This is a genomic window from Streptomyces sp. A5-4 (genome assembly GCF_051131715.1).
Taxonomy (GTDB): domain Bacteria; phylum Actinomycetota; class Actinomycetes; order Streptomycetales; family Streptomycetaceae; genus Streptomyces.
On sequence record NZ_CP178591.1, the window covers coordinates 3,417,518 to 3,438,416 of the forward strand.

Below are 20,899 nucleotides of genomic sequence, written 5' to 3' on the forward strand. Positions count from 1 at the left end.
GATGGATCACACGGCAGTCACACAGCAGGGAGAACGCACGTGCTGGAAGAGGTGGAGCGCTGGCTGTCCCGGCGGTCCTGGTCTGCGGCGGACCGCCCGCTCGACCAGCTGATGGCGGCCAAAAAGCGGCGCGGCGCCACCATCAGTGTCGTCCTGCCGGCCCTCGACGAGGAGGCCACGGTCGGCGCGATCGTCGCCACGATCCGGCGTGAGCTGATGGCGGCCGTGCCGCTCGTCGACGAGCTGGTGGTGATCGACTCCGGCTCCTCGGACGGCACGGCGGAGGTGGCCGCGGCGGCGGGCGCCCGGGTGGTGCACCGCGACGCGATACTGCCGAGGGTGCCCGCCGTGCCGGGCAAGGGCGAGGTGCTGTGGCGGTCACTGCTGGTGACCAGTGGTGACATCGTCTGCTTCATCGACGCGGACCTCAGGGACTTCTCCGCCTCCTTCGTCTCCGGCGTCGTCGGGCCGCTGCTCACCGATCCCGATGTGCAGTTCGTGAAGGCGATGTACGACCGCCCGCTCGGCGAGGCCGCAGGCCAGGGCGGGCGGGTCACGGAGCTGGTGGCCCGGCCGCTGCTCAATCTGCACTGGCCGCAGCTGGCCGGATTCGTCCAGCCACTGGGCGGCGAGTACGCGGCGCGGCGCTCGCTCCTGGAGCGGCTGCCCTTCCCCGTCGGTTACGGAGTGGAGCTGGGACTGCTCGTCGACTCGCTGCACACCGTGGGTCTGGACGCGCTGGCCCAGGTCGACGTGGGCGTACGCAAGCACCGCCACCAGGACGGGCAGGCGCTGGGGCGGATGGCGGCGGCGATCTACCGGACGGCCCAGCTGAGGCTTTCCCGGGGGCACCTGGTGCGGCCCGCGCTCACCCAGTTCGAGCGCGGCGCGGAGGGCTTCGTACCGCGCACCACGGCCGTGGACACCGAGGAACGGCCGCCGATGCGGGAGATCGAGGAGTACCAGGAGCGGCGCGCGGCCTGATCGCACAGCACGACGGGGCCCGGTCGTACGTTTGAGCGTTTCCAGGACGGGCTAGGTTCGCGACATGGTTTCCCAGCCCGGTGCTCAGGTCCTCGTCGCGTCCAACCGCGGCCCCGTTTCGTACGCGCTCGCCGAGGACGGCTCGCTCACGGCCAGCCGGGGCGGGGGTGGTCTGGTCTCCGGCCTGTCGGCGATCGGCCCCGACACGGACGCCGTGTGGGTGTGCGCGGCGCTCGGCGACGGCGACCGCGAGGCGGTACGGCGCACCGGCGGCATGCTCGACCCGGCGGAGACCGGCGGGCAGCGGGTACGGATGCTCGGAATCGACCAGGAGGTCTACGCCGACGCGTACAACGAGATCGCCAACTCGACGCTGTGGTTCGTCCACCATCTGCTGTACCAGACGCCGCTGGAGCCCGTCTTCGGTGCGGAGTTCCGGGCGCGCTGGGCGTCGTACGAGAAGTACAACGCGGCGTTCGCGGAGGCGCTGGCCGAGTCGGCGGCCGAGGGCGCGGCCGTGCTGGTCCAGGACTACCACCTGGCGCTGGTCCCCGGGCTGCTGCGCGAGCTGCGGCCCGATCTGCGGATCGGCCACTTCTCGCACACCCCGTGGGCGCCGGTCGACTACTTCCGGATGCTGCCCGACGACATCGCCGCGCAGCTGCTGCGCGGCATCCTCGGCGCGGACCGGGCGGCGTTCCTGACCCGGCGCTGGGCGGACGCGTTCGCGGCCTGCTGCACGGAGCTGCTCGGCGCCGACGCGCTCGCCTCGACGGAGCTGGGGGTGCACGGCCTGGGCGCCGACGCGGACTTCCTGCGGGAGCGCTCGCACCGGCCCGACGTGGCGGAGCGGATGGCGGCGCTGCGCGAGCAGATCGGTGCGGGTCGCAAGACGGTGGTGCGGGTGGACCGCACGGAGCTGTCGAAGAACATCGTGCGCGGGCTGCTGGCGTACCGGCAGTTGCTGCGGGACCGGCCCGAGTGGCGCGAGAAAGTGGTGCATGTCGCCTTCGCGTACCCGTCGCGGCAGGACCTGGCGATCTACCGCGAGTACACCGCGGAGGTCCAGCGGACCGCGGACGCGGTCAACTCCGAGTTCGGTACGGAGAGTTGGACCCCGGTGATCCTCCACGTCAAGGACGACTTCGCCCGCTCCCTGGCGGCGTACCGGCTGGCGGACGTGGCCCTGGTCAACCCGATCCGCGATGGCATGAACCTCGTCGCGAAGGAGGTCCCGGTCGTCTCGGACGAGGGCTGCGCGCTGGTGCTCTCGCGGGAGGCGGGGGCGTTCGAGGAGCTGGGCCAGGACGCGCTGGTGGTCAACCCGTACGACGTGCTGGCGACCGCGGACGCGTTGCACGCGGGGCTGTCCATGGGGGCGGACGAGCGCGCGGAGCGGACGAAGCGCCTGTCCGCGGCGGCGACGGCGCTCCCGCCGCAACAGTGGTTCCTGGACCAGCTGGAGGCGGTTCGAAGTCGCGACTGAGGCGGGTGCGGGTGGGCCCGCTGCGCGGGCTTTCCCCTACCCGCCCCTTCCCGAAGTCCTCCAACGCCGGACGGGCTGGACAGGTGGGCGGGGCGGGGAAGCGCGGGGTGGCTACGGGCCCCGGTCCCGGACCTCAAGCGCCGCACGGGCTGAATGGTTGCCGCACAGCTGAAGACCTGTTGCACCCTGCGAGCGCAGCCGCGGAAAAATTGGCCCGTCCGGCGCTTGAGGACACGCCCGAAGGGCGTTCCGGGGGCTGGGGGCTCGTCCCCAGCTTCGGGAAGGGGGCGGGGTAGGGGAACAGCGCCGCAGCACCCGCACCCTCTGCCTAGCTCGTCACCCTCGCCAGCTCCCCCAAAAGCTCCACCACCGCCGCCGGCCCCGGCAGCACCAGGTCCGCCCGTTCCGCCAGCTCCGGGACCTCCGTGCCGCTGCACACCAGCAGGCCCGGGATCCCCTCCGCCCGCAGCTTCTCCACCGCCGCGAACGCCGCCAGGTCGCCGAGGTCGTCCCCGGCGTAGAGCACGCACGACGCGTCCACCTCGTGCACGTACTCCCCCAGCGCCACACCCTTGTCCACGCCCGGCGGGCGCAACTCAAGGACCAGGCGCCCCGGTTCGACGATGAGGCCGTGTCGCGCGGCCAGCTCCGCGAGGGGCCCGCGCAGCGCTTCGAACGCCGCCTGCGGGTCGGCCGCACGCCGGGTGTGCACCGCGACGGCCTGCCCTTTCTCCTCTATCCAGGAGCCCCGCCACGCGCCGATGCCGTCGAGGAAGCCGGGCAGCTCGGCCCGTGCGGCCCGCACACCGGGGTGCGGGGCGGGGGCGTGCACCGTGCCGGACACCGCGTCCCAGCGCTCCGCCCCGTAGTGGCCGAGCACCACGAGGTGCTCCAGGCCGGGCACCCCGGCGAAGCCCCCGTAGCGGACCGCGACACCCGCCGGGCGCCCGGTGATCACGGCGACCGACCCGACCCGCGGCGCGAGCGCGGCGAGCGCCGGCACCGCGCCGGGATGCGCGCGGGCCTGCTCAGGGTCGGCGACGATCTCGGCGAGCGTGCCGTCGAAGTCGAGCCCGACGACGGCCCGTCCGGGCTCGGCCAGCAGCGCGGCGAGGCCGTCACGGCCGCCGGGCGTGGCCGGGATGAAGTCGGTCGGCAGGGAATGCGGTTGGCTGCCCATACTCCCGACCCTACCGGCGCGGGGGGCGTCCGCCAGAGGGCCGGGCAGGAGTTCCGGCGCGCTCAGCGCCGCTCGCGACGGGCGTCGCGCACCCGGCGCAGCCGGTTGACCGTGACGGGGTCGTGCGCCAGCGCGCGCTCGTCGTCGAGGAGGGCGTTGAGGAGCTGGTAGAAGCGGGTCGGCGAAATGCCGAGCTGCTCCCTTATGGCCCGTTCCTTGCTGCCGGGCCCGGCCCAGGACTGCCGCTCGACGGCGAGCACCGCACGGTCGCGCTCCGGGAGCTCGGGTCCGTATACGTCCGCGTCGTCGTCGGGGTGAGGGGCAGGCATCCGGCCAGTTTAGGCCGGTGCCTGCCACCGGCTCCAGCGCTGCGCGCTACTCCGCGTTCTCCGTCGCCGCGGCCTCGCGCCCGATCGCCCCCAGCACGCTGGCCGGGTCGCCGTCCGACTCCACCGTCGAACCGATCTGCTTCTTGACGCTCTCGCTGACCTTCGCCCAGGACGTCTTGCCGACCGGCGGCAGGGTCGAGTCCGGCAGGGCGTCCAGGAACTGCCACAGGTCCTTGTGCGCCGGGTCCTTGCCCATCGACTCGGAGGCGGAGACGGTGACCGGCAGGATGTCGTTCTTGTCGGCGAATTCGAGGACGTTGTCGTCGCTGTACGCGAAGTCGAGGAAGGTGCCGATCTCCTTGCGGTGACCGTTCTGCTTGAAGCCCATCACCCAGTCGGCCACGCCCATGCTCGATTTGGCCTTGCCGTCGGGGCCGGGCAGCGGCACCATGCCGAACTTCACGCCCTTGCCCTTGGCCTGCTGCATGAGCGAGGGGTGGCCGTTGAGCATGCCGACCTGGCCGCCGGAGAACGCCGCGAAGGCGTCCTTGCGGTTGAGCTTGCCGGGGGCGACGGGGCCGGTCAGGCCCTCGCCGACGAGGTTGTCCTTCAGCCAGCGGAACGCCGCGACGTTCTGCTCGGAGTCGACGGTGTACGAACCGACCGAGTCGGTGTAGCCGCCGCCGCCGCTGAGCATCCAGTTCATGGTCTCGGCCTGCGCCTCTTCGCTGCCGAGCGGCAGCGCGAAGGGGAACTTCACGCCCCGCGCCTTGAGCGTCTTGGCCGAACTCTCGATGTCGTCCCAGGTCTTGGGGGCCTTCAGGCCGGCCTGCGAGAACAGCGTCTCGTTGTAGAAGAGCAGCCGGGTGCTGGCGACGAACGGCATGCCGTACGCGACCCTGCTGACCTCGCCCGCGTCGGCGAGCGGCGCCAGGAAGTTGGCCTGGGTGGGGATGGAGAGCAGGTCGTCCACCGAGTAGAGCTTGTCCTGGGCCGCGTAGTCGGCGTACGCACCGATCTGCGCGATGTCGGGGGCCTTGCCGGCCGCGACCATCTCGGCGACCTTGCGGTCGACGTCCGTCCAGCTGATGACCTCGACGTCGACCTTGATGTCCTCGTGGGCGGCCTCGAAGTCGGTGGCGACACCGTCCCAGTACTGCTGGGTGGTGTCCCCGCCGTCGAGGTCGTAGTCCGCGGCGACGAGTTTGAGGGTGACGTCGCCGCCGGAGCCGCTGCTACCGCACCCGCCCAGCGCCACTGTCATGCCCAGTGCTGCCGCTGTCGCGGTCAGGCCCAAGAAGCGCCGATGCACAGCCCTTTTCCCACCCTCGAATTCGTTGCCCGAGACGATCCCCACGCATGTCGGACAAGTGTATGAGCTGCAATGTTCACCTACTGCGGGTAATGAGGTCTACACCACCCCGGTCTCGCTTCTGCAACACCTTTCGCGACAGGCACCCGGGCTGCTATGCACGTCCCGTCGACTGTTCGCCCCAGAGTTACGCCTTGCCGCACAGCTACGTCATCTCGCACCGCCAGACCACGAGGAGCCGCACCAGATGTCCCGTACCGCGACAGAGATAGCCACCCAGCCCACCTGCTGGCGACGCGCGGCCGAGGCCGCCGCGGCGTTCGACGGACTGCCGCAGCCGGGCGAGCGGGTCGCCGTCACGGGCTGCGGAACGTCATGGTTCATGGCCATGGCGTACGCGGCGCTGCGGGAGGCGTCGGGGCAGGGCGAGACGGACGCCTTCGCCTCCTCGGAGTTCCCGGTGGGCCGGTCCTACGACCGGGTCGTGGCCATCACCCGCTCGGGCACCACGACCGAGGTGCTGGAACTGCTCGGCGCGCTGCGCGGCAAGATCGCCACGCTCGCGCTGACCGCCGACCCCAAGACGCCGGTGATGGACGCTGCGGACACCGTCGCGGTGCTCGACTGGGCGGACGAGGAGTCGGTCGTCCAGACCCGCTTCGCCACCACGGCGCTGGCGTTCCTGCGGGCGGGCCTGGAGGTGTCCGGACCACTGCCCGCCGGGGTGAAGACGGTGGCCGAAGCCGCGGTGGACGCGGAGCTCGCGGTCACCGAGCCGCTGCCCGAGGCGGCCGTCTCGGCGGAGCAGTGGACGTTCCTGGGGCGCGGCTGGACGTACGGGCTGGCCCAGGAGGCCGGGCTGAAGATGCGCGAGGCGGCGGGCGCGTGGACGGAGTCGTACCCCTCGATGGAGTACCGGCACGGTCCGATCGCGATCACCGGCCCCGGCCGGGTGGCGTGGGTCTTCGGCACGCTGCCGGAGGGGCTCGCCGGTGACGTGGCCCGGGTCGGCGGCACGGTGGTCAACCGCGCGTCTGCGGACCCGATGGCGGACCTGATCCGCGCGCAGCGCCTCGCGGTGGTCCTGGCGGAGGCGAAGGGCTACGACCCGGACCGTCCGCGGAACCTCTCGCGCAGCGTGATCCTGACAGAGGCTTAGGCCGATCGGCGGGGCCGGGCGGGCCGGACTTCGGCCCGCCCGGCCCCGCCGTGCCGTGTCCCCTGGCCCGTCCGGCGAAAAAATCGTCGCCCCGCGCAACCATCACACGTAAGTGGACTAGACCTTTCTGCGGTCGACGCGCGACACTGTCCCTCGTGAGACACGTCATCGCCCTCGATGTGGGCGGCACCGGAATGAAGGCCGCGCTGGTCGGAGCCGACGGCGCGCTGCTCCACGAGGCGCGCCGGGCCACCGCCAGGGAGCGGGGGCCCGAGGCCGTCGTCGAGTCGATCGTCGGCTTCGCCGCCGAGCTGCGCGCGTACGGCGAGGAGCATCTCGGCGAGAGCGCCGCCGCGGCGGGCGTGGCCGTCCCCGGCATCGTCGACGCCGAGAACGGCATCGCCGTCTACGCCGCCAACCTCGGCTGGCGCGACGTACCGCTGCGCGAGCTCCTCAGCCGCAGGCTGCACGGCACCCCCGTCGCCCTCGGCCACGACGTCCGCACCGGGGGCCTGGCCGAGGGCCGGATCGGCGCGGGCAAGGGCACCGACCGGTTCCTGTTCGTACCGCTCGGCACCGGGATCGCCGGGGCCATCGGGATCGACGGCAGGATCGAGGCGGGCGCCCACGGGAACGCGGGCGAGATCGGGCACATCGTCGTACGCCCCGAAGGACCCCCGTGCGGCTGCGGCCAGCGCGGCTGCCTGGAGCGACTGGCCTCCGCGTCCGCCGTCTCCGCCGCCTGGGCCGCCGCGTCCGGCGACCCCGGGGCCGACGCCGCCGACTGCGCGAAGGCCGTCGAGTCGGGCGATCCGGCGGCCTGTCTGGTCTGGCGGACGGCGATCGACGCGCTCGCCGACGGGCTGATCACCGCCCTCACCCTCCTCGACCCCGGCACCCTGATCATCGGTGGCGGACTGGCCGAGGCGGGGGAAACCTTGTTCATACCCCTGCGGGCGGCCGTCGCGCGACGCGTCACGTTCCAAAAGCTCCCCCACATCGTGCCGGCCGCCCTCGGGGACACCGCCGGGTGCCTGGGCGCGGGGCTGCTCGCCTGGGACCTGCTCGACTCGCAATCCATGGAATCCACGGAGGTATCCGCCTGATGGCCGGACGCGCTGCAAGCAAGGTTCTCTCCGGCGCCAGGGTGGTGCTTCCGACCGGGACCGTCGAGAACGGCCGGGTCATCGTCGAGGGCGACCGCATCGTCGGCGTCGCCCCGGACGACGCGCCCTCCCTCGACCTGTCGGGGCACTGGATCGTCCCGGGCTTCGTCGACATGCACGTGCACGGGGGCGGCGGCGCGTCGTTCACCTCGGGCACCGCCGACGACGTGCTCAAGGGCGTACAGACGCACCGCGAGCACGGCACCACCACCATCGCCGCTTCGACCGTGACCGGCGAGATGAACGTGCTCGCCAAGCAGGCCGCGCTGCTCTCCGAGCTGGTCGAGCAGGGCGATCTGGCGGGCATTCACTTCGAGGGCCCGTTCATCTCGCCGTGCCGCAAGGGCGCGCACAGCGAGGGCCTGCTGCGCGATCCCGACCCGGCGGAGGTCCGCAAGCTGATCGACGCCGCGCACGGCACGGCGAAGATGTTCACGCTGGCCACCGAGCTGCCCGGCGGCATCGACTCCGTGCGGCTGCTCGCCGAGCACGGGGTGATCGCCGCGATCGGCCACACGGACGCGACGTACGAGCAGACGGTGGAGGCCATCGACGCGGGCGCGACCGTGGCCACGCACCTCTTCAACGCGATGCCGCCGCTGGGCCATCGCACGCCGGGTCCCATCGCCGCGCTCCTGGAGGACGAGCGGGTCACCGTCGAGCTGATCAACGACGGCACACATCTGCACCCCGCCTCGCTCCAGCTGGCGTACCACCACGCGGGCGCGTCCCGGGTCGCGTTCATCACGGACGCGATGGACGCGGCCGGTTTCGGTGACGGCATGTACGACCTCGGGCCGCTCGCCGTCGAGGTCAAGGACGGGGTCGCGCGCCTGGTCGACGGCGGGTCGATCGCGGGCTCCACGCTCACGCTCGACACGGCGTTCCGGCGCGCGGTGACCGTCGACAGGCTGCCGGTCGACGACGTCGTACGGTCCATCTCCGCCAACCCGGCCCGGCTGCTCGGTGTGGACGACCGGGTCGGCTCGCTGGAGCCCGGCAAGGACGCGGACCTGGTCGTGCTGGACGCGGACTTCCGGCTCAGGGGCGTCATGCACAAGGGCGCCTGGGTGATCGAGCCCAAGATGGGCTGATCCCACGGACCGCACGCGTTCGACGGACCGCACGGACCACACAGGCCGTATGGACCGCACAGACCAACCACACAGGCCGCACGGACCGCACATGCCACACGGACCACACCTGCCGCACACGTCGCGTCGCGCCGCACAAGCCGCACAAGCCGCGCCCCACAGGTCGCACCAGCGAACGAGATCAGCGTGAGACCAGGCGGCCGGCCGATGGCTATGGGCCGACCGCCATCTCTTTGGCATGATCGCCCCGACAGGCGCCGACCCGAGAACGCGCGCTTCCCATCGGCCCTCCGGAGGCGATTCGGGTGATCCTCACCGTCACGCTGAACACCGCGCTCGACCTCACCTACCGCGTCCCCGCCCTCACACGGCACGGCTCGCACCGGGTGACCGACGTCGCGGAGCGCCCCGGCGGCAAGGGCCTCAACGTGGCGCGGGTGCTGGCGGCGCTGGGCCACGAGAGTGTCGTGACGGGCTTCGTGGGCGGGTCGGCCGGCGCGGACGTGCGCCGCCTGCTGGCCGGCTTCCCGCCCGTCGACGCGCTGGTGGCGGTGGCCGGGAACACCCGGCGCACCATCGCCGTCGTCGACGCCGCCACCGGCGACACCACCCAGCTCAACGAGCCGGGCCCCGTCGTCACGCCCGAGGAGTGGGCCGCGTTCCTGACCTCGTACGACGCACTGCTGCGCGAAGCGGAAGCGGTGGCCCTGTGCGGCAGCCTGCCGTCCGGCATCCAGGTCGGCGCGTACGCCGAACTGATCCGCCGGGCCAAGGCCGCCGGCGTCCCCACGCTCCTGGACACCAGCGGCGAGCCCCTGCGCCGGGGCATCGCCGCCCGCCCCGACCTGATCAAGCCCAACGCCGAGGAACTCGCACAGCTCACCGGCGACCACGACCCGCTGCGCGCCACCGCCGACGCGCGACGCCGCGGCGCACGCTCCGTGGTGGCGTCGCTGGGCCCGGCGGGCCTGCTCGCGGCCACCTCCGACGGCTGGTGGCGCGCGGCCCCGCCCGCCAGGGTCAAGGGCAACCCGACCGGCGCGGGCGACTCGGCGGTCGCCGGGCTGCTCTCCGGCCTCGTCGAACGGCTCCCGTGGCCGCAGCGGCTGGCCCGCGCGGTGGCCCTGTCGGCGGCGACCGTGCTGGCACCGGCGGCGGGCGAATTCGACCCGAAGACGTACGAAGACCTGCTGCCGCGGGTCGAGGTGACCACGCACCCGAACGTGACCTGACCCGCACCAGCACCAGCACCAGCACCAGCACCAGCACCAGCACCAGCACCGACCCCAGGGGATCCCATGCCACTCGTCAGCACCGGCGAACTCGTCACCGCCGCCCGCACCGCCGGCCACGGCCTCGCCGCCTTCAACGTGATCACGCTGGAGCACGCGGAGGCGATCGCCGCCGGGGCGGAGCGGGCCGGGGCACCGGCCATCCTCCAGATATCGGAGAACGCGGTGAAATTCCACGGCGGCGACCTCGCCCCCGTCGCCGCCGCTGCCGCGGCCGTCGCCCGCGCCTCGTCCGCCCCCCTCTCGCTCCACCTCGACCACGTGGAGTCGGTCGAGCTGCTGCACGCCGCGCATTCGGCGGGCTTCAGCTCGGCGATGTTCGACGCGTCGAAGCTGAGTTACGAGGAGAACGTGCGGGCCACCGCCGAAGCCGCCCGCTGGGGCCACGAGCGCGGCATCTGGATCGAGGCGGAGCTCGGCAAGGTCGGCGGCAAGGACGGCGAGCCCCCGCTGGACGCACACGCGCCGGGCGTCCGCACGGACCCGGCGGAGGCGGAGGGCTATGTGGCCGACACCGGCGTGGACGCGCTGGCCGTCGCGGTCGGCTCCTCGCACGCGATGACGGACCGCACGGCGGCCCTGGACCACGAACTGATCGCCGCCCTGCGCGACGCGGTCCCGGTGCCGCTGGTGCTGCACGGCTCGTCGGGCGTACCGGACGAGGAGATCCGCCGGGCGGTCGCGGCCGGCATGGTCAAGATCAACGTGGGCACGGCCCTGAACACGGCGTTCACCGGCGCGGTCCGGGCCCACCTCACGGCGAACCCGACCACGGTCGACCCCCGGAAGTACCTCGTCCCGGCTCGCGAGGCGATGGCCGGGACGGTGGCGCACTTCTTGGGGCTGGTGCGGGGCTAGCCCTTGCGGGCAGGGCTCACTTGATGTGGCCGGCCTTCAGTTCGACCTGGTCGAGGTTGGCCTCGCACGAGTCGCCGTCACCGCAGGAGATCACGAAGGTGGTCTCCCCCTGGGGGAGGTTCACGTACGCGTAGGTGTTGGTCCAGCCCTTGTCCCAGGCGCCTTCCGCCGCGTTCGCGAAGTTCCCCAGGTTGAGCTTGCGGCCGGAGTCCTTGCCGTTGACCGTGAGCGACATCTTGGCGTCCTTACCGGGCACGCCGTAGTTGATGGACAGCGAATAGGCACCGGCCTTGGGCACCTTCGCCGTCCACGTGACGGCGGCCCCCGGCGTGTTCAGCGGGACGTACGCCCCGCTCGAAGACTTGGCGCCGGGGATCGCTGTGTCCGTGGACACACCGGTGAGCTTCAGCGAAGCCGCGTCCTGCTTGGGCAGGTCAACGGGCTCGTTCGGCTTCTTCGTCGGGTCCTTGCTCGGCTCGACGGACTCGCTGCTGGACGAGCCGCCGCCCGTCGCTCCGGCCTCGGAGCCCTTGTCCTTGTCGTCGTCGCCGCCGCCGAATGCCAGCGCCGCGCCGATGCCGATGACCACGACCGCGACCACCGCCACCGCGCCGACCAGCAGGCCCTTGGTGTTGGGACCACGGCCGCCGTCGCCCTGCGCCTGCATCCGGCCGGTGGGAGCGCCGGAACGGTGCTGCTCGGGGGCCGCGTAGTGCGCGTTCGGCTGGCTGTAGTTCTGCTGGCCGTACTGCTGCTGCGGGGGCACCTGCTGCCCGTACTGCTGCTGGGGCGGCTGGCCGTACTGCTGCTGCTGCCCGTACTGGCGCTCGCCGACCGTCCGCACCTGGTTGTACGAAGTTCTGGGCACCCCGGGCTGCGAGGCGGGACCCGGGTAGCCGTAGCCGCCGCCCGAGCCGGGCGGGGTGGCGCCTGCCGCCTTGCCGTCCTCGTAGAGGTAGCCGAACGGATCGTCGTCCTCAGGCTTGTTCGTGCCGTTGTTCCCGGCCGTCATCCCTGGTCACTCCTCACCATGTTCGCCAGCCGTCGCCGACCGGGCGAGCCTACCCCGAACGGGCAAGTCGAAGGTTTGGCGCAGACCACGGCGCGGTAGTACTCGGAGTTCCGCGGGGAACCCGGGAGGGCCTAGCCCGCCCGGCGGTGGACCTTCGCCCGCGAGCGCTTCTCGATGTACATCCGCTGGTCGGCGGAGCTCAGCACCTCGTCGACGGACATCCCGCAGCTCGCCCAGCCGATGCCGAAACTGGCCCCGACCCGGACCGCCCGGCCGTCCACCCGGATCGGCGGAATGATTGCGTTCCGCAACCGTACGGCGAGGTCGGCCGCGTCCGCGCTGCCGAGGCCGTCGGCCAGGACGACGAATTCGTCACCTCCCAGGCGGGCGACCGTATCGCCGTCGCGGACACAGGTCGTGAGCCGCCGCGCGACTTCGACGAGGACCGCGTCACCGGTGTTGTGCCCGAACCGGTCGTTGATCGACTTGAAGCCGTCCAGGTCGCAGAAGAGGACGGCGAGGCCCTTCGTGCCGTCGTCCGCGGCGCCGCTGTCGGCCGGCGGCGCGATCATGTGCACGTGGTGGTCGTGGGCGCCCGCGTCGACGTGCGGGTCGAAGTCGAAGCCGTGCTCGGGGATGACCGTCCCCGGCGCGGCCGGCTCGAAGGCCGCGTCCAGCGTCTCCACCGCCGTGGCCCGCACCGAGTGCGGGCGGCGACAGAGCCGGGCGCTGAGCCGCGATCGCAGCTCCGCGCTGTTGGGCAGGCCGGTGAGCGAGTCGTGCGAGGCGCGGTGCGCGAGCTGGAGTTCGTGGCGCTTGCGCTCCTCCACGTCCTCGACGTGGGTGAGCAGGAAACGCGGCCCGTCGGCGGTGTCGGCCACCACGGAGTTGCGCAGGGAGACCCAGACGTACGTACCGTCGCGGCGGACCAGCCTCAGCTCGGCCCGACCGCCCTCGGCGGAGGTGCGCAGCAGGGTGCCGATGTCCTCGGGGTGCACCAGGTCGGCGAAGGAGTAGCGGCGCATCGCGGAGGCGGGGCGGCCGAGGAGACGGCAGAGCGCGTCGTTGGTGCGCAGCAGGCGGCCGTGCTGGTCGCCGCCCATCTCGGCGATGGCCATCCCGCTCGGGGCGTATTCGAACGCCTGGCGAAAGCTTTCCTCACTGGCCCGCAGGGCCTGCTGCTCCCGTTCGAGGCGTACCAGGGCGCGCTGCATATTTGCTCGCAGCCGGGCGTTGCTGATGGCAATCGCCGCCTGGGACGCGTACATCTGGAGCGCTTCCTGACCCCATGCGCCGGGGTGCCTGCCGTTGCGCGGGCGGTCGACCGAAATGACGCCGAGGAGCTCCTGCCCGCCGCCCGAGGCGTGCATCGGGGCGTAGAGGCGGTCCTGCGGATGCCATTCGTCGGCGAAGCGGGGCTCGGGGCCCTCGGTGTGCCACTGGGGTACGTCGTCGTCGAGGAGCACCCAGCCCTCGGTGTGCGGTATGAAGCGCAGCGCGCCCCAGGCCTCGCCCATCGAGAGCCTGCGCTCCCAGGAGGAACGCGAGCCGACCCGGCCGGTGATCAGGGCTTCCGCCGCCGGATTGCCCGCGAATCCGGCGATCACCAGATCGCCGTCGGGGCGCACGAGGTTCACGCAGCCCAGCTCGTAGCCCAGGCCGGTGACAATTCCGTCGGCCACGGCCTGCAGGGTGTCCGCCAGGCTACGGGCGGTGTTGAGGTCCGCCACCACCTGATGCAGCTGCCGCAGCGTCGCCAGACGCACGTACGGCTCCGACTCGGCCTCCATTGTTCGCTCTCCCCGAGACCTCGACAGCAACTCCAGGATTCTCATCGCCACACTTGTTGCACTATCACGGCCACTGAATCACAGCGAGCTGTCCACTCGGTACACAGGGTCAACAAATATTGGGCTCTGTGAGTCAAGTCACATCAGATGTGAAAGGGAGTGAAGAGGGGCGTGGGAGCGCTCCAGGTATTTTTTGATCGCAAAAACGCAAATACGGACACGCTCACGGGCGCGCTCACGGACACGTCCTCCCGACCCCGCCCGCGCCCGGGGGAAAGTCGGTCCTGGGTCCTAGGACGTGTTTGAGATGTTGATCAAGGTTATGAAATGATCTTGGGATGTCTCGTGGTGACCTGACGGACGCGCAGTGGGATCGGCTGGAGCCGCTGTTGCCTCCGATACCGAAGATGGGCCGGCCTCCGAGGGATCGGCGGCAGGTGTTCGACGGGATCTGGTGGCGGGCCCGGACCGGCTCGCCCTGGCGGGATCTGCCCGAGCGGTACGGGCCCTGGGAGACGGCATATGCGGTGTTCCGGCGCTGGCAGGTCGACGCGACCTGGACCCGGATCCTGACGAAGTTGCAGGTCAAAGCGGATGCCGACGGGATCATCGAGTGGGAGGTCTCGGTCGACTCCACCGTGTGCCGCGCACATCAGCATGCCGCCGGGGCCCGCAAAAAGGGGCTGACGATCCGGGCCGGCCGCGCGAGGACGGCCTGGCGGCCGAGCCGGACGACCACGGTCTCGGACGTTCGCGCGGCGGGTTGACCACCAAGATTCACCTCGCCGTCGACGCTTCCTTCCACGTCCTGGCCGCTGTCATCACCGCCGGACAGAAGGGTGACGCACCGGCCTTCGAGCAGGTGATGGCCCGGATCCGTGTCCCCCGGACCGGTGGTGGGCGCCCACGGACCCGGCCCGTCCACGTGCTTGCCGACCGGGCCTACTCCTCCCGCGCCATCCGCTCCTACCTGCGCAAACGCCAGATCCCGCACACCATCCCGGAGAAGCGTGACCAGGCAGGACACCGCCTCCGACGAGGTTCGGCAGGCGGACGCCCACCTGCCTTCGACCGCGAGATGTACAAACGCAGGCACAAAGTCGAGTGCCGATTCGCCCTGCTGAAGCAAGCCCGTGGCGTCGCCACGAGATACGACAAACTCGCCGTCCGCTACGAAGCCACCGTCCAACTCGCCTTGATACGACAGTCGCTATGACCACATCTCAAACACGTCCTAGGACCCGGTTGGTCCCCGGTTGGTCCCCGTGCCCGACGCGGCACGGAGTGCGTGGGACTAGCGTTCGACCTGTGCCACAGACAACCTCAGCCACCCAGGCCCCAGCCACCGCACCGCGCGACGAGCCGAACCCCCATCCTGAGGGGGTGAGCAATGACGAATTCCGCGCGGCCATGTCCCGTCTCACCGCGGGTGTGACCCTGGTGACCGCGCACGACGCCGACGGCGGCCCGCGCGGCGAGGACGTCGGGATGACCGCGACGGCCTTCATGTCGGTCTCGCTGGACCCGCCGCTGGTGATGGTGAGCGTCCGCAACGGCTCACGGATGGACGACCTGCTGGCCGAGCAGCCGATGTGGGCCGTCTCGCTGCTGTCGGAGGATCAGCGCCAGATCGCGGGCCGGTTCTCGATGAAGGCCCGGCTCAGTGACCGGCTGCTGTTCGCGGAGATCCCCTGGACCCGCGGCGCCGTCTCCGGGTCCCCACTCGTGGGCGGCGCGCTCGCGACGCTGGAGTGCCGGACCGAGCAGCGGGTGGAGGCCGGGGACCACACGCTGGTGATCGGGCGGGTGTTGAAGGTCGGGCTGCCGGGCGAGGACGGCTCCCCGCTGACGTACTTCAAGGGCAGTTACCGCAAGCTGGGCTAGCACGGGCGTCGTTCGGGGCTCAGCCCCAGCCCTGCCCGGTACGGCCGCGCTTCGTCTCGCTGCGCGCCTTCTTGTTGCGCAGGCGCCGCTCGTTGATGCCGCGGGGGATCTTCTTCGCCTTGCGCGCCTTGGGCGGCGGGGCGCTCGCCTCGGCGAGCAGGGCCGCCATCCGCACCAGCGCGGTCTCGCGGTTGCGCCACTGCGAGCGGTGCTCGGAGGAGCGTACGGATACGACGCCTCCCACCAGCCGGGGTGCGAGGCGCTCCAGCGCCCGCTCCTTCCAGACCGGGGGCAGCGCCTCCGTCCTGGCCAGGTCGAAGCGCAGCTCCACCTGGGAGTCGGTGGTGTTGACGTGCTGGCCACCGGGTCCGGACGACCGGGAGAAACGCCACATGAGCTCGGCCTCCGGCAGGAGGACGGAGCCGCTGATGACATGGGGACCGGACATGAGTCCTATGATCCCGCGTTCCGGGCCCTTTCGTCACCCGTTTTACCGGTGGCGACCCGGCGCCGGGTCGGGTGTTCGGTAAAGAAAGCAAAGAGACCTGGAACCCAGCGGTGGGCTGTTGGCGTTAGGACGGGTGACGGTAGCTTCGGATCCGAAGCCCCCACGACCTCCAGCACTAGGAAAGGGACCTCCCCATGGCAGTCAGCCTCAGCAAGGGCGGCAATGTCTCGCTCACCAAGGAAGCCCCGGGCCTGACCGCCGTCACAGTGGGCCTCGGCTGGGACGTCCGTACGACCACGGGTACTGACTTCGACCTCGACGCGTCCGCCATCGCGGTCAACGCGACGGGCAAGGTCGTCTCGGACGGTCACTTCGTCTTCTTCAACAACAAGTCGACGCCGGACCAGACCATCGTCCACACCGGTGACAACCGCAGTGGCGAGGGCGCGGGCGACGACGAGGCGATCAACGTCAACCTGGCCGGTCTGCCGGCCGATGTCGACAAGATCGTCTTCCCGGTCTCGGTCTACGACGCGGAGGCCCGCTCGCAGAACTTCGGCCAGGTGCGCAACGCGTACATCCGCGTGCTGAACCAGGCCGGCGGTACCGAGATCGCCCGCTACGACCTGAGCGAGGACGCCGCCACCGAGACCGCCATGGTCTTCGGCGAGCTGTACCGCAGCGGCGCGGAGTGGAAGTTCCGCGCGGTCGGCCAGGGCTACGCGTCCGGCCTGACGGGCATCGCCCAGGACTTCGGCGTCAACCTCTGACTCCGACGCCTCACACGCGGGTGATGAACAGGGCTTGTTGAACAGGCCCTGCTGAACAGGGCTCGTCGCGAAGGGCTCCGGCTTCGGCCGGGGCCCTTCCGCACGTCCGGGTCCACACGCCCGGGTTCACACGCCCGGGTTCACACGCCCGGGTTCACACGCCCCGGTTCACATGTCCGGGCCTCCATGTCGGGATTGTCCAACTGACGGCTCCAAGGACACAGTCACCAGAGTCGGTCGAATAACGGACATCAACACGCCCCAGTCGGACAATAGATGGTCAAAAACTTGGCCGTGTACTGACAGCGCTGATCATTCGATGGCACTCTCTCCGCCAACCCCCCACGGAACGAGTGTTGGAGACCGAATGACTTCGCAGTCCCCTGCTCAGCGCAAGACCGGCCTGCGTGCCGCCGCCCTCGCCGCCACGGCCGCCATGGTCGTCGTAGCCGTACAGACCGGGTCGGCCAGTGCCGACACCGAGGCGGACCGTACGCCCGGAGCGACCGCCGCACCGATGAACGCCTCCCAGCGCACCGCCGCCATCGACGAGGCCCGCTCCGGCGCCGCCGCCGCGGCCACCGAGATCGGGCTCGGCGCGAAGGAGAAGCTGGTGGTGCGCGACGTCGTCAAGGACGCCGACGGCACCGTGCACACCCGCTACGAGCGCACCTACGACGGCCTGCCCGTCCTCGGCGGCGACCTCGTCACGCACACCGCGAAGAACAGCGACGTCAAGGGCGTCGAGAAGGCCACCAAGGCCCGAATAGCCGTGGCCTCCACCCAGGCACCGAAGGCCGCCAAGGCCGGTGCGCGCAAGGTGATCTGGGCCGCGAGCGGCAAGCCCGTCCTCGCCTTCGAGACCGTCGGAGGCGGCACGCGGCACGACGGCACGCCCAGCAAGCGCCACCTCATCACCGACGCGAAGTCGGGCAAGGAGCTGTACGCGTACGAGGCCGTCGAGACCGGCACCGGCAGCAGCCAGTACAGCGGCAGCGTCACCGTCGGGTCGACCAAGAAGGGCGCCACGTTCGATCTGACCGACGGCGCGCGCGGCGGCCATAAGACGTACGACCTGAAGCACGGTCAGAGCGGCACCGGCACCCTCTTCAACGACGCCGACGACAAGTGGGGCAACGGCACCGCGGCGGACCAGCAGACCGCCGCCGTCGACGCCGCCTACGGCGCCTCGCTGACCTGGGACTTCTACAAGGACGCCTTCAAGCGCAACGGCATCGCGGGCGACGGCAAGGCCGCCTACTCGCGGGTCCACTACGGCAACGCGTACGTCAACGCGTTCTGGGACGACTCCTGCTTCTGCATGACGTACGGCGATGGCGAGGGCAACACCAAGCCCCTGACATCGATCGACGTCGCCGGGCACGAGATGACCCACGGTCTGACCTCGGCCACCGCGGGCCTCGTCTACAGCGGGGAGTCCGGCGGGCTCAACGAGGCGACCAGCGACATCATCGGCAGCTCGGTCGAGTTCTTCGCGAACAACAAGGAGGACGTCGGCGACTATCTCGTCGGCGAGGAGATCGACATCAACGGCGATGGCACGCCGCTGCGTTACATGGACAAGCCCAGCAAGGACGGCAGCTCCGTCGACAGCTGGGACAGCAAGACCGCCAACCTGGACGTCCACCACTCGTCCGGCGTCGCCAACCACTTCTTCTACCTGCTGTCCGAGGGCAGCGGCAAGAAGACGATCAACGGTGTCGCCTACGACTCCCCGACGTCGGACGGCTCCAAGCTCACCGGCATCGGGCGGGAGAAGGCGTACCAGATCTGGTACAAGGCGCTCTCGGTCCACATGACGTCGACGACCGACTACAAGGCCGCGCGGGCCGCGACCCTGAAGGCCGCGGGCGAGCTGTACGGCGCGGACGGCGCGGAGGCCAAGGCCGTCGCCGCCGCCTGGACCGGCGTCAACGTGAAGTAGTCGGGCGCGCAGCGCTTCAGGGAGAGGCGGGCTTGTCCTGGCCGTAGAGCCAGGTGTCCCACAGGCCCGTCAGATCCTTGCCGGACTTCTTCTCGACGTATGCCGTGAAGTCGTCCGTGGACGCATTGCCGTGACGGTGGGTGGCGACCCAGCCCCGCACGATGTCGTAGAAGGCGTCGTCGCCCACCGCCGCCCGGATCTTGTGGATCACCATGGCGCCCCGCCCGTAGACGGGAGCCGACGAGATGTCCGCCGCGGTGGGCGGATCGGCGGGCGGGAAAGCCCAGTTGGCCTTGTCGTCGAAGGCCTTCTTGAAGCTCTCGTCGGTGGAGCCGCCCTCGTACATGTCCTCCTCCCAGAGCCACTCCGCGTACGAAGCGAAGCCCTCGTTGAGCCACATGTCCTTCCAGGTCCTGGGCGTCACCGAGTCGCCGAACCACTGGTGGGCCAGCTCGTGGACGAGCGTTCCCTCGTCGGGCGCACCGGGGAAGACCGGCTTGGTCTGGGTCTCCAGGGCGTACCCGGCGTCGTCCTCGCGCTCGACGATCGCCCCGGCGGAGGAGAACGGGTAGGGACCGAAGTTCTCGGTGCCCCACTCCACGATCTCGGGAATCCTCGCCAACACCTTCGCGCTGTCCTTGGCCACGGTCGGGTCGACGGCCGTGAGGACCGGCAGGCCCGACTTGGTGCGCGCGGTCTTCGTCCGGTACTTCCCGATGGCGACTGTCGCGAGGTAACTGGCCATCGGCTCGGCCGAGTTCCAGTGGAAAGTGGTGCGATCGCCGCGGGTGCGCTCGCTCTTCAGCTCACCGTTGGAGACGGCCTTCAGGCCCTTGGGGACGGTGACCGTGATGTCGTACGACGCCTTGTCCCGCGGGTGGTTGTTGCCGGGGAACCACGCCATGGAGCCGGTCGGCTCGCCGAGCGCGAGGGCGCCGTCCTCGGTGGGCAGCCAGCCCTCCTCGGACTCGTCGTCGTCGGTGATCGTGGCCGGCTCCCCGGAGTAGCGGACGACCGTGTGGAAGGTCTCGCCGTCGTTGAGGTCGGCCGCCGGGCGCAGTGTCAGCTCGTCGCCGGCCCGGCTGACGGCCGCCTTCTCGCCCTCGACCCTCGCGGCGTCGACGCGCATGCCGTGGAAGTCGAGGTTGAAGGCGCTGAGGTCCTGGGTGGCGCGGGCGGTGATCTCCGCGGTGCCTCGGAGACGGCCGGACTTCGGGTCGTAGTCGAGGGTCAGGCCGTAGTGCTCGACGTCGTAACCGCCGTTGCCGAGCTTGGGGAAATACGGATCGCGTACGCCCGAGGCGCCCGGCTCACCGCTGACGCCACCGCTCGTGCAGGACGTGAGCAGGAGCAGGGCGACAGCGGCGGCGGGTGCGGTGCGGCGTACAAGCGTCCATTGATCCACACAGATGATCCTATGTGTGCAATGAGCCGGTCGTGGGGCCGGTACCGGACGGGCTATCGCCTCACTTGCCCAGCGCGGCGACGCCCGCCCGCGCGAACTTCTCGTCCAGGTCGCCGCTGGGCGCGCCCGCGACCCCGACGCCCGCGATCGGGGCGCCCTTGGCCTGTACCGGGGCGCCGCCCGCGAGGAACAGCGTGCCGGGGATGTCCTTCAGGTTCGGTGCCTGGGCGAGGCGCTTGGCCAGCTCGGACGTCGGGGCGTTCCAGGAGACGGCGGTGTACGCCTTCTTCTCGGCGGACTCGTAGGACTGCGGGCCGGCGCCGTCGCCGCGCAGCGTCACCACGGTCCTGCCGTCGCGGTCGACGACGGCGACGCTGACGCGCTGGTTCTCCTTCTTCGCGGCGTCGAGCGAGGCCTGCGCGGCCTTGGTCGCGGCGGCCACGGTCAGGTGGGTGGACTGGGTGAGGTTCCGGTTGGCGGTGTCGGCCTTGACCGCGGCGGCGGGGGCGGCGGCCGGCGCGGCGGCGCTCGCTGACACGGCGCCGAAGGTGCCCGCGCCGAGGGCGGCAGCGGCGACGGCGCCGGTCAGGACTCGGGTACGCGGCGAAAGCTTCTTCATGGTGGCTCCTCGGATCGGTCGAGCGGGGTGTGTGTTGCTCTGCCATCGATCCTCCGGCCGGTTCCGGGCCCGTCCCGTCGGCGTACCGGCTGCACCCGGGATGCGGGACGGCCGATGTCCCCGTCGGCCGATCGGTTGATGCGGGGCCGGTCCCCCCGGGTCACCA

19 protein-coding genes are annotated in these 20,899 nt (G+C 71.1%); 11 read left to right on the forward strand and 8 right to left on the reverse strand.

Annotated features, from left to right (window positions below; all coding sequences use genetic code 11):
• The first annotated feature begins 39 nt into the window (after window positions 1-39).
• Together ACLLJJ_RS15640 and ACLLJJ_RS15645 are read left to right on the forward strand one after the other, a co-directional pair.
• Window positions 40-984 carry a glucosyl-3-phosphoglycerate synthase gene (locus tag ACLLJJ_RS15640; RefSeq protein WP_434591361.1) on the forward strand — a complete coding sequence of 315 codons (945 nt, stop codon included), beginning with the start codon at window positions 40-42 and terminating at the stop codon, window positions 982-984.
• Window positions 985-1,048: 64 nt separating this feature from the next.
• Window positions 1,049-2,470, forward strand: coding sequence for an alpha,alpha-trehalose-phosphate synthase (UDP-forming) (locus ACLLJJ_RS15645; RefSeq protein WP_434591363.1), 1,422 nt, complete (start codon window positions 1,049-1,051; stop codon window positions 2,468-2,470).
• A gap of 328 nt (window positions 2,471-2,798) precedes the next feature.
• On the opposite strand, the gene otsB is transcribed toward ACLLJJ_RS15645, so the two are convergent.
• The 3 genes from otsB to ACLLJJ_RS15660 all read right to left on the reverse strand — a co-directional run bounded on the left by otsB (window position 2,799) and on the right by ACLLJJ_RS15660 (window position 5,243).
• Window positions 2,799-3,650 carry a trehalose-phosphatase gene (gene otsB / locus ACLLJJ_RS15650; RefSeq protein WP_434591366.1) on the reverse strand — a complete coding sequence of 284 codons (852 nt, stop codon included), beginning with the start codon at window positions 3,648-3,650 and terminating at the stop codon, window positions 2,799-2,801.
• 62 nt (window positions 3,651-3,712) lie between these two features.
• Entirely contained in the window at window positions 3,713-3,979 is a 267-nt protein-coding gene (locus tag ACLLJJ_RS15655; RefSeq protein WP_434591369.1) for a DUF3263 domain-containing protein, read from the reverse strand.
• A 46-nt stretch (window positions 3,980-4,025) separates the two neighbouring features.
• Window positions 4,026-5,243 carry an extracellular solute-binding protein gene (locus tag ACLLJJ_RS15660; RefSeq protein ID WP_434591372.1) on the reverse strand — a complete coding sequence of 406 codons (1,218 nt, stop codon included), beginning with the start codon at window positions 5,241-5,243 and terminating at the stop codon, window positions 4,026-4,028.
• A gap of 295 nt (window positions 5,244-5,538) precedes the next feature.
• Here ACLLJJ_RS15660 and ACLLJJ_RS15665 point away from each other — a divergent pair, with 295 nt between their 5' ends.
• The 5 genes from ACLLJJ_RS15665 (at window position 5,539) to ACLLJJ_RS15685 (ending at window position 10,860) form a co-directional block, all read left to right on the forward strand.
• Window positions 5,539-6,450, forward strand: a complete 912-nt coding sequence (locus tag ACLLJJ_RS15665) for an SIS domain-containing protein (protein WP_434591375.1) — start codon at window positions 5,539-5,541, stop codon at window positions 6,448-6,450.
• Between the two features lie 155 nt (window positions 6,451-6,605).
• Complete coding sequence (locus ACLLJJ_RS15670; protein ID WP_434591377.1) at window positions 6,606-7,556, forward strand: ROK family protein; 951 nt, start codon at window positions 6,606-6,608, stop codon at window positions 7,554-7,556.
• Window positions 7,556-8,710: an N-acetylglucosamine-6-phosphate deacetylase gene (nagA, locus tag ACLLJJ_RS15675; RefSeq protein WP_434591380.1), complete on the forward strand. Its 1,155-nt coding sequence runs from the start codon at window positions 7,556-7,558 to the stop codon at window positions 8,708-8,710. Before ACLLJJ_RS15670 ends, nagA begins: the two co-directional genes overlap by 1 nt.
• 305 nt (window positions 8,711-9,015) lie before the next feature.
• Window positions 9,016-9,942 (forward strand): 1-phosphofructokinase family hexose kinase, encoded by a 927-nt coding sequence (locus tag ACLLJJ_RS15680; protein WP_434591382.1) that lies wholly within the window; start codon window positions 9,016-9,018, stop codon window positions 9,940-9,942.
• Window positions 9,943-10,008: 66 nt separating this feature from the next.
• On the forward strand, window positions 10,009-10,860 hold the full coding sequence (locus tag ACLLJJ_RS15685; RefSeq protein WP_434591385.1) for a class II fructose-bisphosphate aldolase: 852 nt from the start codon (window positions 10,009-10,011) through the stop codon (window positions 10,858-10,860).
• Between the two features lie 16 nt (window positions 10,861-10,876).
• On the opposite strand, the gene ACLLJJ_RS15690 is transcribed toward ACLLJJ_RS15685, so the two are convergent.
• Both ACLLJJ_RS15690 and cdgB read right to left on the reverse strand, forming a co-directional pair.
• Entirely contained in the window at window positions 10,877-11,872 is a 996-nt protein-coding gene (locus ACLLJJ_RS15690; protein WP_434591388.1) for a carbohydrate-binding protein, read from the reverse strand.
• A gap of 131 nt (window positions 11,873-12,003) precedes the next feature.
• On the reverse strand, window positions 12,004-13,662 hold the full coding sequence (cdgB, locus tag ACLLJJ_RS15695) for a diguanylate cyclase CdgB (protein WP_434591390.1): 1,659 nt from the start codon (window positions 13,660-13,662) through the stop codon (window positions 12,004-12,006).
• A 338-nt stretch (window positions 13,663-14,000) separates the two neighbouring features.
• On the opposite strand from cdgB, the gene ACLLJJ_RS15700 reads away from it, so the two are divergent.
• Both ACLLJJ_RS15700 and ACLLJJ_RS15705 read left to right on the forward strand, forming a co-directional pair.
• Window positions 14,001-14,878 (forward strand): IS5 family transposase gene (locus ACLLJJ_RS15700; protein WP_434588948.1). Its coding sequence is split into 2 segments (ribosomal slippage): window positions 14,001-14,351 and window positions 14,354-14,878, totalling 876 coding nucleotides; the frame shifts between segments, so codons are not numbered across the junction.
• Window positions 14,879-14,970: 92 nt separating this feature from the next.
• Complete coding sequence (locus tag ACLLJJ_RS15705) at window positions 14,971-15,546, forward strand: flavin reductase family protein (RefSeq protein ID WP_434591393.1); 576 nt, start codon at window positions 14,971-14,973, stop codon at window positions 15,544-15,546.
• Between the two features lie 19 nt (window positions 15,547-15,565).
• On the opposite strand, the gene arfB is transcribed toward ACLLJJ_RS15705, so the two are convergent.
• Window positions 15,566-15,994, reverse strand: coding sequence for an alternative ribosome rescue aminoacyl-tRNA hydrolase ArfB (arfB, locus tag ACLLJJ_RS15710; protein WP_434591396.1), 429 nt, complete (start codon window positions 15,992-15,994; stop codon window positions 15,566-15,568).
• A 194-nt stretch (window positions 15,995-16,188) separates the two neighbouring features.
• On the opposite strand from arfB, the gene ACLLJJ_RS15715 reads away from it, so the two are divergent.
• Together ACLLJJ_RS15715 and ACLLJJ_RS15720 are read left to right on the forward strand one after the other, a co-directional pair.
• On the forward strand, window positions 16,189-16,764 hold the full coding sequence (locus ACLLJJ_RS15715; RefSeq protein ID WP_283520766.1) for a TerD family protein: 576 nt from the start codon (window positions 16,189-16,191) through the stop codon (window positions 16,762-16,764).
• 367 nt (window positions 16,765-17,131) lie between these two features.
• Window positions 17,132-18,709: a M4 family metallopeptidase gene (locus ACLLJJ_RS15720; protein ID WP_434591399.1), complete on the forward strand. Its 1,578-nt coding sequence runs from the start codon at window positions 17,132-17,134 to the stop codon at window positions 18,707-18,709.
• 16 nt (window positions 18,710-18,725) lie between these two features.
• On the opposite strand, the gene ACLLJJ_RS15725 is transcribed toward ACLLJJ_RS15720, so the two are convergent.
• Together ACLLJJ_RS15725 and ACLLJJ_RS15730 are read right to left on the reverse strand one after the other, a co-directional pair.
• Complete coding sequence (locus ACLLJJ_RS15725) at window positions 18,726-20,114, reverse strand: M1 family metallopeptidase (RefSeq protein WP_434591402.1); 1,389 nt, start codon at window positions 20,112-20,114, stop codon at window positions 18,726-18,728.
• Window positions 20,115-20,175: 61 nt separating this feature from the next.
• Window positions 20,176-20,733, reverse strand: coding sequence for a GlcG/HbpS family heme-binding protein (locus ACLLJJ_RS15730; RefSeq protein ID WP_434591405.1), 558 nt, complete (start codon window positions 20,731-20,733; stop codon window positions 20,176-20,178).
• Window positions 20,734-20,899 lie beyond the last annotated feature (166 nt).

Excerpts from the sequence above, each read along its gene's own strand:
- ACLLJJ_RS15645 (WP_434591363.1), top strand. The coding sequence starts at position 1,049 with ATGGTTTCCCAGCCCGGTGCTCAGGTCCTCGTCGCGTCCAACCGCGGC.
- otsB (WP_434591366.1), bottom strand. The coding sequence starts at position 3,650 with ATGGGCAGCCAACCGCATTCCCTGCCGACCGACTTCATCCCGGCCACG.
- ACLLJJ_RS15655 (WP_434591369.1), bottom strand. The coding sequence starts at position 3,979 with ATGCCTGCCCCTCACCCCGACGACGACGCGGACGTATACGGACCCGAG.
- ACLLJJ_RS15660 (WP_434591372.1), bottom strand. The coding sequence starts at position 5,243 with ATGACAGTGGCGCTGGGCGGGTGCGGTAGCAGCGGCTCCGGCGGCGAC.
- ACLLJJ_RS15665 (WP_434591375.1), top strand. The coding sequence starts at position 5,539 with ATGTCCCGTACCGCGACAGAGATAGCCACCCAGCCCACCTGCTGGCGA.
- nagA (WP_434591380.1), top strand. The coding sequence starts at position 7,556 with ATGGCCGGACGCGCTGCAAGCAAGGTTCTCTCCGGCGCCAGGGTGGTG.
- ACLLJJ_RS15685 (WP_434591385.1), top strand. The coding sequence starts at position 10,009 with ATGCCACTCGTCAGCACCGGCGAACTCGTCACCGCCGCCCGCACCGCC.
- ACLLJJ_RS15690 (WP_434591388.1), bottom strand. The coding sequence starts at position 11,872 with ATGACGGCCGGGAACAACGGCACGAACAAGCCTGAGGACGACGATCCG.
- cdgB (WP_434591390.1), bottom strand. The coding sequence starts at position 13,662 with ATGGAGGCCGAGTCGGAGCCGTACGTGCGTCTGGCGACGCTGCGGCAG.
- arfB (WP_434591396.1), bottom strand. The coding sequence starts at position 15,994 with ATGTCCGGTCCCCATGTCATCAGCGGCTCCGTCCTCCTGCCGGAGGCC.
- ACLLJJ_RS15715 (WP_283520766.1), top strand. The coding sequence starts at position 16,189 with ATGGCAGTCAGCCTCAGCAAGGGCGGCAATGTCTCGCTCACCAAGGAA.
- ACLLJJ_RS15720 (WP_434591399.1), top strand. The coding sequence starts at position 17,132 with ATGACTTCGCAGTCCCCTGCTCAGCGCAAGACCGGCCTGCGTGCCGCC.
- ACLLJJ_RS15730 (WP_434591405.1), bottom strand. The coding sequence starts at position 20,733 with ATGAAGAAGCTTTCGCCGCGTACCCGAGTCCTGACCGGCGCCGTCGCC.